Annotated in this window: 10 protein-coding genes and 1 tRNA gene; 3 read left to right on the top strand and 8 right to left on the bottom strand. The window is 69.4% G+C overall.

Translation table 11 applies throughout. From position 1 onward, the window contains the following. Window positions 1-5 precede the first annotated feature (5 nt). The 3 genes from ACIREE_RS18605 (at window position 6) to ACIREE_RS18595 (ending at window position 1,445) form a co-directional block, all read left to right on the top strand. Window positions 6-725, top strand: coding sequence for an ABC transporter permease (locus tag ACIREE_RS18605; protein ID WP_404152775.1), 720 nt, complete (start codon window positions 6-8; stop codon window positions 723-725). Between the two features lie 108 nt (window positions 726-833). Further along, complete coding sequence (locus tag ACIREE_RS18600; RefSeq protein WP_404152772.1) at window positions 834-1,076, top strand: hypothetical protein; 243 nt, start codon at window positions 834-836, stop codon at window positions 1,074-1,076. A 260-nt stretch (window positions 1,077-1,336) separates the two neighbouring features. After that, a tRNA-OTHER gene (locus tag ACIREE_RS18595) sits at window positions 1,337-1,445 on the top strand. A 39-nt stretch (window positions 1,446-1,484) separates the two neighbouring features. On the opposite strand, the gene ACIREE_RS18590 is transcribed toward ACIREE_RS18595, so the two are convergent. The 8 genes from ACIREE_RS18590 to ACIREE_RS18555 form a co-directional block, all read right to left on the bottom strand. After that, a complete protein-coding gene (locus ACIREE_RS18590) occupies window positions 1,485-2,309 on the bottom strand; it encodes an HAD family hydrolase (protein ID WP_404152770.1) in 825 nt (274 codons plus the stop codon). A 24-nt stretch (window positions 2,310-2,333) separates the two neighbouring features. Further along, on the bottom strand, window positions 2,334-3,605 hold the full coding sequence (serS, locus tag ACIREE_RS18585; protein ID WP_404152767.1) for a serine--tRNA ligase: 1,272 nt from the start codon (window positions 3,603-3,605) through the stop codon (window positions 2,334-2,336). Between the two features lie 770 nt (window positions 3,606-4,375). Then, a complete protein-coding gene (gene pheA, locus ACIREE_RS18580; RefSeq protein ID WP_404152764.1) occupies window positions 4,376-5,308 on the bottom strand; it encodes a prephenate dehydratase in 933 nt (310 codons plus the stop codon). Between the two features lie 156 nt (window positions 5,309-5,464). Then, window positions 5,465-6,733, bottom strand: coding sequence for an iron uptake transporter deferrochelatase/peroxidase subunit (efeB, locus tag ACIREE_RS18575; protein ID WP_404152761.1), 1,269 nt, complete (start codon window positions 6,731-6,733; stop codon window positions 5,465-5,467). A 6-nt stretch (window positions 6,734-6,739) separates the two neighbouring features. Further along, window positions 6,740-8,821 (bottom strand): copper resistance CopC/CopD family protein, encoded by a 2,082-nt coding sequence (locus ACIREE_RS18570; RefSeq protein WP_404152758.1) that lies wholly within the window; start codon window positions 8,819-8,821, stop codon window positions 6,740-6,742. Between the two features lie 16 nt (window positions 8,822-8,837). Beyond that, window positions 8,838-9,314 carry a copper chaperone PCu(A)C gene (locus ACIREE_RS18565; RefSeq protein ID WP_404152756.1) on the bottom strand — a complete coding sequence of 159 codons (477 nt, stop codon included), beginning with the start codon at window positions 9,312-9,314 and terminating at the stop codon, window positions 8,838-8,840. Continuing rightward, a complete protein-coding gene (locus ACIREE_RS18560; RefSeq protein WP_404153322.1) occupies window positions 9,311-9,979 on the bottom strand; it encodes an SCO family protein in 669 nt (222 codons plus the stop codon). The genes ACIREE_RS18565 and ACIREE_RS18560 overlap by 4 nt, the downstream gene beginning before the upstream one ends. A gap of 156 nt (window positions 9,980-10,135) precedes the next feature. Further along, window positions 10,136-10,891, bottom strand: a complete 756-nt coding sequence (locus ACIREE_RS18555; protein WP_404152754.1) for a YcnI family protein — start codon at window positions 10,889-10,891, stop codon at window positions 10,136-10,138. Between the last annotated feature and the right edge of the window lie 12 nt (window positions 10,892-10,903).

The raw sequence follows: 10,903 nt of genomic DNA, 5'->3' as shown, positions 1-10,903 counted from the left end.
CCCTGATGTACGACCCCACTGTCGCCCGGCTCACCTACCGGGCCCTGCTCGGCCGTCGCCGGGCCCTCATCCTGTTCGCACTGCCCGTACTGCTCGTCGTGATCTCCGCGCTGGTGCGTGGCCTCACAGGAGCCGATGACCAGACCGCGTCCGACGTCCTGGGCGGCTTCGCGCTCGCCACGATGGTGCCGCTCATCGGCGTCATCGCGGGCACGGGCGCCATCGGCCCCGAGATCGACGACGGGTCCGTGGTCTATCTCCTGTCCAAGCCGGTCAAGCGCCCCACGATCATCTTCACGAAGCTCATCGTGGCGATCGCCGTGACCATGGTGTTCTCGGCCGTCCCGACACTGATCGCCGGCCTGATCCTCAACGGGAACGGGCAGCAGATCGCCGTCGCCTACACGATCGCCGCCCTGGTGGCCTCCATCGCGTACGCCGCGATCTTCCTGCTGCTCGGCACGGTGACCCGGCACGCGGTCGTCTTCGGCCTGGTCTACGCCCTCGTATGGGAGGCACTCTTCGGCTCCCTGGTCGCCGGGGCCCGCACCCTCAGCGTGCAGCAGTGGTCCCTCGCGGTCGCCCACAAGGTGTCCGGCGGCGACCTCATCACCTCGGACGTGGGGCTGCCGCTCGCGACCGTGCTGTTGGTGGCCGTGACCGTGCTGGCGACCTGGTACGCGGGGCAGCGGCTGCGGTCCCTGAAACTGGCAGGGGAGGAGTAGGGGCCGGGAGCAGGGGCTCCGCGCCGTTCTTCATGCCGCCTTCACCCTCCCATCCGGACACTGGTGGGAGGGTGCGCTGTCCGACAGGCCACCCGAGGAGGACGCACGATGGCAGCCGAGCCGATCAGCGAGGGGGGCAGGCCCGATCAGGGCGACACCTGGGACGACGTGGTCCTGGACGCCGACTTCATACGGTCCGCCGATACCGCCGAGCCGTCGGCGCGAGCGCGCATGCTCACCGCGCGGTGGCGGCGCGACGGGAGCCCCGACCCGCAGCCCTGGCGGTCGGGGGAGCCACCCGCCGGGTGGTTCTTCAGCAAGGCGCGACGCCTTAAGTGGCGCCGCCGGTGATCACTCAGGATTAATTCGGTGGCGGTGAAATCGGCGGCGCGGCACAGTAGTTGTCGTATCACCGCGCCGGTCCACTGCCGGCGCCCGTCCACCGGGAGAGGAGCGCGACGATGACCGTCAGTAGTCCGTCGAGCTCCCCACAGGGCAGCCCGAGGCAGGCTCCGGAGTAGTCACTGCACTCCGTCGAGCCCCGCCCAGGGGTGCTGCCCGGGGCGGCCGCTTCGAGCGCGTGTCCTCAGCGGCATGCGGGCCGCCCACCCGGAGGATTGGCCGAGTGGTAAGGCAGCGGCTTGCACTGTGTTCCTGCAGAAGCGAGTCGTCGTCGGGGCCGGAAACCCCGCGCGCGTTCGATCCGCGCATCCTCCGCCACACACACCGCAGACGCGTCGGACAAGCGCCTCTGGGCGCTCAGCCCAGCAGGCGCTCAAGGACGACCGCGATGCCGTCGTCCTCGTTCGACGCCGTCACCTCGTTCGCCACGGCCTTCAGCTCCACGTGGGCATTGGCCATCGCCACGCCGTGGGCCGCCCAGCCGAACATCGGGATGTCGTTGGGCATGTCGCCGAAGGCGATCGTGTCGGCCGCCTTCACGCCCAGGCGGCGAGCCGCGAGGGAGAGACCCGTGGCCTTGGACAGACCCAGCGGGAGCAACTCCACGATGCCCTCGCCCGCCATCGTGACGCCCACCAGATCGCCGGCCACCGCGCGCGCGACCTCCACCAACTGGTCGTCGCTCAGGCCGGGATGCTGGACGTACACCTTGTTGAGGGGCGCAGCCCACAGCTCCGCGACGTCCGTGAAGGGGGTCGACGGCAGATACCCGTCCCCCTCCCGGTAGCCGGGACCGACGATGACGTCACCGTCGAGCCCGTCCCGGCTCGCGGCCAGCGCCAGCGGGCCGACCTCCGCCTCGATCTTGGAGAGCGCGAGCCCGGCGAGCTGCCGGTCGAGCGTCACCGACGTGAGGAGGCGGTGCTCCCCCGCGTGGTAGACCTGCGCGCCCTGGCCGCACACCGCGAGACCGTCGTAGCCGAGGTCGTCGAGGATGTGGCGGGTCCAGGGCACGGCCCTGCCGGTCACGACGATGTGCGCGGCGCCCGCCGCGGTGACCGCGGTGAGCGCCTCACGCGTCCGCTCGGAGACCGTGTCGTCGGAGCGCAGCAGCGTTCCGTCGAGATCGGTCGCGACGAGCTTGTACGGGAAGGCGGGGGCGAGGGGAGCGGGGTGGCTCACTTGTTGATCGGCTCCAGGCTGCGGTTACTTGGGGTCAAGAGTGGTGCGTCCCCCGAGGTACGGCCGCAGCATCTCGGGCACGTGCACGGAGCCGTCGGCCTGCTGGTGGTTCTCCAGGAGGGCGACGATCGTGCGGGGCACCGCGCACAGCGTGCCGTTCAGGGTGGCGAGCGGTTGGACCTTCTTACCGTCGCGCATCCGGATCGACAGGCGGCGCGCCTGGAAGCCGTCGCAGTTCGACGCCGACGTCAGCTCGCGGTACTTGCCCTGCGTCGGGATCCACGCCTCGCAGTCGAACTTGCGCGACGCCGAGGAACCGAGGTCACCCGTCGCCACGTCGATCACCTGGAAGGGCAGCTCGAGGCCGGTCAGCCACTGCTTCTCCCACTCGAGCAGACGCTGGTGCTCGTTCTCCGCGTCCGCCGGGTCGACGTACGAGAACATCTCGACCTTGTCGAACTGGTGCACGCGGAAGATGCCGCGGGTGTCCTTGCCGTACGTGCCGGCCTCGCGGCGGAAGCACGGCGAGAAGCCGGCGTAGCGCAGCGGCAGCTGGCCCGCGTCGAGGATCTCGTCCATGTGGTACCCGGCGAGGGCCACCTCGGAGGTGCCGACCAGGTAGTAGTCGTCCTTCTCCAGGTGGTAGACGTTCTCCGCGGCCTGGCCGAGGAAGCCCGTGCCCTCCATGGCGCGCGGACGCACCAGCGCGGGGGTCAGCATCGGAATGAAGCCGGCCTCGGTGGCCTGGGCGATCGCGGCGTTCACGAGCGCGAGCTCCAGGAGCGCGCCGACGCCCGTCAGGTAGTAGAAGCGCGAGCCGGAGACCTTCGCACCGCGCTCGACGTCGATGGCGCCGAGCGCCTCGCCGAGCTCCAGGTGGTCCTTGGGCGCGAAGCCCTCGGCGCCGAAGTCGCGGATCGTGCCGTGCGTCTCCAGGACGACGAAGTCCTCCTCGCCGCCGCTCGGGACGTCGGGGTGCACGACGTTCCCCAGCTGGAGGGCGAGACGCTGGGTCTCTTCCTCCGCCTCGCGCTGCTCGGCCTCGGCGGCCTTCACGGCGGCGGAGAGCTCGCCCGTCTTCTTCAGCAGCTCCTGGCGCTCCTCGGGGGAGGCCTTGGGGATCAGCTTGCCGAGCGTCTTCTGCTCGGAGCGGAGTTCGTCGAAGCGGAGCCCGGACGACCTGCGCCGCTCATCGGCGGACAGGACGGAGTCGACGAGCGCGACGTCCTCTCCACGGGCGCGCTGGGAGGCGCGAACACGGTCGGGGTCCTCACGGAGCAGGCGAAGGTCAATCACCCCCCCAGGCTACCGGTGCGGGGTTCCGGCTCTCGACCCGATATCCGTTGCGTACGTTTATGCCCTATTTGCCGGAATGTGAGTTAAAGGCTGAACGCGGCCGGAAAAGATCGACTCAAGGCCCTCTGGGCGTACGTCAATAAGAACGCCCCTTTTCCCCGAAAGAGCCAGGCGCGATACGAAGCTTTGACTCGATTCCCTTGCGGGAGGCGGGACTTGGAGCCCCGTTGTCCACAGGAGTGATCCCCTACAGTCAGTTATCCACAGGCTGTGAGAAAGATCTGTGGACGCCGGAAGGGATCGTTCCGAAAGCCGCATGTATCGCGAAGGATTCCCGAGCCAAACCCGCTCCATGCTCACTTTCGGGTGGAAATACTTCACTCCAAAGGGTTGATCAACGGAAAAGCATGGACGACGGGTGACCTGCGGGTCTGTGGACTGAGTTGGGTACTGTAGGGCGATTTGTCGACCATGTGGTGCCTTCCTGTCGACTTGTCCCCAGGTCGAGAAGAAGGCCTGTGGATAACTCTTGTGGACAGAGAAAATCCGCTGGTCGGACCGGGTGTGACGACGACGGGAAGCCGGACCGGGCAGTGGAGAACTCTGCAGTAGAGAACTCACGGCAGGGGAGAGCCCGGATCCGGCAAGGGCAGCCGCGGTGAGCGGGTGGCGGGCTGAAGGCAGCCGAATACGGCCCGAAGGCAGGCTGAGGGCAGGCCGAAGGCGGGCGGCAGGCAGGCGGAAGACAGGGGAAGACGGGGTGAAGGCGACTAGAACCTGCCGTCCTGGCAGCGCGCCAGCCAGTCGGACGCCGTCACGAACTCGTCGTCCGACGTCCCGGTCCTCGGCGGCCGTACGTCCTCGACGGCGACGCCGGCTCTCGGGTACGAGCCGAGATAGCGCACCCGCGGGCACGCCCGCTTGAGGCCCATCAGCGCCTCCGCCACCCTGCGGTCCGAGACGTGGCCCTCCGCGTCGATCGCGAAGCAGTAGTCGCCGATGCCCTTACCCGTGGGCCGGGACTGCAGCAGCATCAGGTTGACGCCGCGGATCGCGAACTGTTGGAGCAGCTCCATGAGGGCTCCGGGGTGGTCCTCGCGCTGCCAGATGACCACCGAGGTCTTGTCCGCGCCGGTCGGCGCGGCGGGGCGGGCGGGCTTGCCCACCAGGACGAACCGGGTCTGCGCGTTCTCGCGGTCGTGGATCTCGGTGACCAGCGGTTCGAGCCCGTAGCGCGCGGCCGCGAATTCCCCGGCGAAGGCGGCGTCGTAGCGGCCTTCCTGGACGAGACGCGCCCCGTCCGCGTTCGACGCCGAGGACTCCCAGATCACATCCGGCAGATGGTCCTTCATCCAGTTGCGGACCTGCGGCTGGGCGGCCGGGTGCGCGGTGACCGTCTTGATCTCGTCGAGCTTCGTGCCGGGGCGGACCAGCAGCGCGAAGGTGATGCTGAGCAGCACTTCGCGGTAGATCATCAGCGGCTGGCCCGCGACCAGCTCGTCGAGGGTCGTGGTGATGCCGCCCTCGACGGAGTTCTCGATCGGCACGAACGCGGCCTCGGCCTCGCCGTTGCGGACGGCGTCGAGCGCCGCGGGCACGGACACCATCGGAACGAGTTCCCGGGTGGCCGCCTCCGGGAGCGTGCGCAGGGCGACTTCGGTGAAGGTGCCCTCGGGGCCGAGATACGCGTAGCTGGCTGGCATGGGGTCACCCTAATGGGCCCTGTGCGGCGCGGCTCACGGATGCGCCCCGGGCCACCCCGTTCAGCGACAGCAACGCCAGGGGCCGCTCGCCCCTGGCCCAGCCCGGCTTGCCCCCAGCCCGGCCCACTCGCCCCTACCCCAGCCCGGCTCGCCCGCTCACCCCTCAAGCAGCTCCTGCCCCACATAGCCGCCCTGCCGCGCACCGCCCGGCACCGCGAACAGTCCGCTCGCCTCGTGCCGGATGAACCGCGACAGGGCGTCGCCGCGGTCGAGCTTGCGCTGCACGGGCACGAAGCCGCGCAGCGGGTCCGCCTGCCAGCACACGAACAGCAGGCCGGCGTCGGGGGTGCCGTCCGTGTCGAACCCGTCGTGGAAGGAGAACGGCCGGCGCAGCATCGCGGCGCCGCCGTTCTGGTCGGGGCGGCTGATGCGCGCGTGCGCGTTGATCGGGACGACGAGGTCGCCGTTCGCGTCCGTCTTCTCCAGGTCCGGCTCGGTCGTCTCGGTGCCGCCGCTCAGCGGGGCCCCGGTCGACTTCTTGCGCCCTATGACGGCCTCCTGCGCTGTCGCCGGCTGCTTCTCCCAGTCGTCGAGGAGCATCCGGATCCGGCGTACGACGACGTACGAGCCGTTCGCCATCCAGGCCGGGGAGCCCGAATCGGGCACGTAGATCCGTTTGTCGAAGTCGGACTCGGCGGGCTTGGGGTTGTTGGTGCCGTCGATCTGGCCCATCAGGTTGCGGGCCGTCAGGGGCTGAGTGGTGGCGCCGGGCGAACGGTTGAAGCCGTTCATCTGCCAGCGCACCTTCGCCGCCGCGCCCGCGTCCTTCTGCAGCGCGCGCAGGGCGTGGAAGGCGACGAGGGAGTCGTTGGCGCCGATCTGAACCCACAGGTCGCCGTTGCTGCGCGCCTTGTCGAGGTGGTCGGAGAAGAAGTCGGGCAGCGGGTCCAGCGCGGTCGGGCGCTGCTTCTCCAGGCCCGTGCGCGAGAAGAAGCTGTGCCCGAAGCCGAAGGTGACCGTGAGGGAGGACGGGCCGGCGTCCCGGGCGACGTCGGTGTCGTCGGTCGCCGACGCTTCACCCGCCATCAGCCGCTCGGCCGTCGCCGACCAGCGGCGCAGCAGAGCGGTGGCCTCTTTGCGGCCCGCTCCCGCCGTCAGGTCGAAGGCGACGAGATGGCCGCGGGCCTGCATCGGGGTGGTGATGCCGGGCTGATGTTTCCCGTGAAACATCACCTCGTCCGCGCCGAGTGACGTCAACGCGGCTGCTTGTTCGGGCGAGTTCGAGGAGGCCACGGCGTATCCCGTGCCCGCGCCGACGGCGCCCAGGGCGACGCCGGTGGCGCCCGCCGTCCCGATCAGACGGCGCCGGGAGATGCCAGTAGGGACGGCCTCCGGGGGTGCCGTACGGCTTTCGGTGTCAGCCATGGTGGTTCAGCCGATCTTCGCGTTCTTGGTGACCGTCACTTGGTCGATGTCGGAGGTGCGCACGGTCACCGCGATCTTCCAGTCGCCCGCTCCGGGGATCTGGAAGCCGCTCGCGGTCCAGTGTCCCGTGGCGATGTGGTCGGGTGCGACGGACAGCGGACCGATCTTCTTCGACTCCAGGGTGAAGGCAATCTTCACCTCGGGGACGTCGAAGGCCTTGCCGCTCGGCCGTTCTACGTAGATGTGCATTTCGTTGGCGCCGGTGCGGCCGGGGTCCAGGTCGAGCAGGACCGTGCCCTTGCCGTCCGTGCCCCCGGTGTCGAACGGCAGTTTCAGCGACAGCGGCCCCGACTGGGTCTGCGCGGCGGAGGTGGCGGACTTGGCCTCTTCCTCCGTGCGGCCCGGTTCGGTGGTCGTCAGCACCGTGGTGACTGCGAGCAGGACGACCGCGATGCCGGCCTCTGCGAGCACGGAGCGGCGTAGGCCGAAGCGGTGCGGGTCGGCGTCGCGGACGCGCTTCTCGCGGGCGGTGGCGATCGCGGCGCGCTGGCGGGCGAGTTGGGCGGAGCGCGCGGGGTCGTCCGCCTTCCGGTCACCGGCCTTGGCGTCGTCGCCCTTGGAGTCGCCCTCCATAGGGGCGCTTTTCTTGGAGTCGCCCTCCTTGGAGTCGTCCCTCGCAGGGCCGTTCGCCTTCACGTCGTTCGTCTTGGCGCCATCGTTCTTGCCGCTGCCGCTGCCGCTGCCGCTGCCGCTGCCGCTGCCGCCGACCGTGACCGGCTTCTTCTTTTTCTTCTCAGACGTGTTTTTCTTCTCAGACGTGCGCTGTTCCACTACGGCCGCGGCTGCCTCGGGGGACAGCCGCTCGGAGAGCCGGCCCGTCCACCTGCGGGAGATCCAGGCCACGCCGACGAGCACGGCGACGAGCCCGACCTTGAGCAGCAGCAGTTGCCCGTAACGCGTCCCGGTCAGTGCGGACCAGGAGCCGACCTGGCGCCACGACTGGTAGAGCCCGGTCGCGGCGAGTGTCACGACGCTGCAGAACGCCACCCGGGAGAAGCGGCGCACCGCCGAACCCTCGATGGAAGGCGCCCGGTACAGCGCGACGAGCAGAGTCGTAAGGCCCCCGAGCCACGCGGCCACGGCCAGCAGGTGCAGTACGTCGACGGGCATGGCGAGTCCGGCCTGGATGCCGGTCGAGGCGTGTTCGGCCATGGCCCAGGTCGCGCCGAGTCCGGCCGCGACGACGGCTCCGCCGATGGCGAGCCCGAAGGTGAGGTCTTTGACCTCCTTCTTGTCGCCGTCTTCGGCCCTCTTTACGTAGGCGCCGAAAAGCACCGCAATGAAGAGGGCGGCCGCGGCGAGCAGCAGAAGACGGGACGTAAGTGCCGCGCCGGTCTTCGTCTGCAACACCTGGCCGAGCAGCGACATGTCGAAGATGTCGCCGACCTTGCCCGACCCGACGTACGAGCCGCGCATCAGGAGGAGGGCGAGGGTGGCCGCGGTGAGCGCGGTCCAGCCGCCGACGACGACCCGCTGCACCGGCTTGATCCCGGCTCCGCGCGGCCAGCAGCCGAGGACGAACGCGGCGCCGCCCACGAGCAGGGTGAAGCCCGCGTACGAGATGTAGCGCGCGACGCCGTAGAGGCCGCCGACGACGCCTCCGCCGGCGTTCTGGTCGGTCAGCACCGCGGAGGTCTTGGAGGGGGCGCCGACGGAGAAGGTGAAGGCGCCGGAGACGGGATGGCTGTCGGCCGAGACGACTTGGTAGGCGACGGTGAACGTGCCGTCCGGCAGGCCCGAGTGGAGCTGCACCGTGTAGGTCGTGCCGCCGGGGTGCCCGATCTTGCCGCTGTCGACGCGCTTGCCGGCGGGGTCGAGCACGCGCACGGAGCCGCTGGACATGGCGACGTCTTCGGAGAAGGTCAACGACACCTGCTGTGGCGCCGTCTCGACCACCGCTCCCTGCTTGGGATCGCTCCCGGTCAGCGCGGCATGCGCGGACGCGGGTGCGGCACCGGCCAGGAGTGCGCCGGTGACGGCGAGGAACAGCAGCACCAGGTGCCTGAAGCGGGGAGCGATGGTCTTCACGTACGGGTCAGCCCCTTCAGTGAGAAGCGTGCGACGCGTGCGACGTCGGGTTGTAGGTGGCGGCCTTCACCGGGAAGGAGACAGAGACGGTGCCGGACTTGGCGAAGTGCAGTTTCACCGACACCTTGTCGCCCTCGCGCGGCTTCCGCTTGAGGTTTTCGAACATGAGGTGATTGCCGCCTCGTTCGAAGTCCAGCTCGCCGTCGGCGGGGACGGCGAAGGACTTCTGTTCCTTCATCACGCCGTCCTCGGTGCTGTGCAGGGTGACCTGTCCGGCGATGTCGCTGCTGACGGAGGAGAGGGTGTCGGCGGCGCCACTGTTGTGGACGAGGAAGAACCCGGCGGCCATGTCACCGGAGGCGGGCTCGGGGATGAAGGCGCCCTGCACCTTCACTTCCGGTGCGTCGCCGGAACCGCCGGAGGAGCCGCACGCGGTGAGCGCGAGCCCGGAGGCCAGGACTATGGCACTCAGAGCCGCGGGGCCGCGCCTCACGGCTTCGCCCCATTGATGATCTTGGGGAGGTCCTTGGTGTAGTCGTCGACGGTGGCGTCCTCGCCGTAGAGGATGTAGCCGCCGTTGGTCTTCGGCGAGAACGCGATGACCTGTGTGCCGTGCATCGACACGAGCTTGCCGTTCTTGTCCTTCTGCGTCGGCTCGATGGAGATGCCGAGGGTGCGTGCGCTGCCCTGGATGGTGGCGAAGTCGCCGGTCAGCCCGATGAAGTCGGGGTCCTGGGCCTTCAGCCACTTGCCGAGGACAGCCGGGGTGTCACGGTCGGGGTCGGTGGTGACGAACACGACCTGGAGCTTGTCCTGCTCCGACTTGGGCAGGGCCTTCTTGGCGACGGCGATGTTGCTCATCGTCAGCGGGCAGACGTCCGGGCAGTGCGTGTAGCCGAAGTAGATCAGCGTCGGCTTGTCCTTGGTCTGCTCGCGCAGGTCGAACTTCTTGCCGTGGGTGTCGGTGAGGACCAGGTCCGGCTTCTTGAACGGCTGGTCGAGGACTGTCGCGGCCTTCTGCGTACCGGCCTCGGTGGACACGTCGGCGACTGCCTTGCCGCTGTCGTCGCCGCTGCCGCAGGCGGTGAGGACGAAAGCGGCCGCCGTGACCAGACCGGCGGCGGCGAGCAGCGTCTTCCTGTTCCTCGTCGCGCTCATCCGCTTCGTGCTCGACTGTTCCGTGAACGTCCGCTTCGTGCTCGTCTGCGTATTGCTCGTCTTCATGGTCTTGCGCATAGAAAAATGTCCCAGATGTGAGGGGTCCGGCCGGTGCCGGGGTCGCCCACCGCGACCCCGGCACCGGCCACGGGTGGCTCAGCTGTTGGTACGCCGACGGCCGGCCAGAACGCCGAACGCCACACCGGCGCCGCCGACGACGATGCCGACGATGCCGAGGACGCGGGCGGTGGTGTCGCTGTCGGAGCTGTCGGACGACGTGCTGGAAGCCGCGGCGGCCTCCTTCTTGTCGGCGCCATCGGCGTCGTCGGCGGAGGCACCGGACGCGCCGTGCTCGTCGTCGGCCGCGGCCGTCAGCTCAAGAGTGGGCGCCGGGTTCTCCGGCTCCTCCTGGCCCTTCTCCTGCGGCTCGATCCAGCGCACGACTTCCTTGTTGTCGTACGTCTGGATCGCCTTGAAGACGAGCTGGTCGACGTCGGTCGGCAGGGCGCCGATGGAGAGCGGGAACTTCTGGAAGAAGCCCGGCTGAACGCCCTTGCTGTCGCCGGAGCCGGTCGCGGTCCAGGTGACCTTGGAGACGGCCTCGGTGATCTTCTCGCCGTGCATCTCCAGCGGCTTGTCGAGCTTGGTCTTGGTGACCTCGGCCTTCCAGCCCGGGATCGGCTCGGGCATCACCGAGGCGAGCGGGTGCTCGGTCGGGAAGTTGACCTCGAGCTTGGTGGTCGCGGCGTCGTCACGCTCGTTCGGCACCTTGAAGTCGACCACGGCGTAACCGCCCTTGGCGGCGGCACCCTCCGGCTGCACACTCACATGCGCGAAGGCGGGGGCGGACACGAGGACGACGGAGGAGACGGCGGCGGCACCGACGAGAGCGGCGCGGGACATCTTCTTCATGGCAGAGAGCTC

Source organism: Streptomyces sp. NPDC102467 (genome assembly GCF_044765445.1).
In the GTDB taxonomy this organism is placed as follows: Bacteria; Actinomycetota; Actinomycetes; order Streptomycetales; family Streptomycetaceae; genus Streptomyces.
The sequence above is the reverse complement of the archived record's forward strand: the minus strand, read 5'-3'. Positions and strand labels throughout refer to the sequence as shown.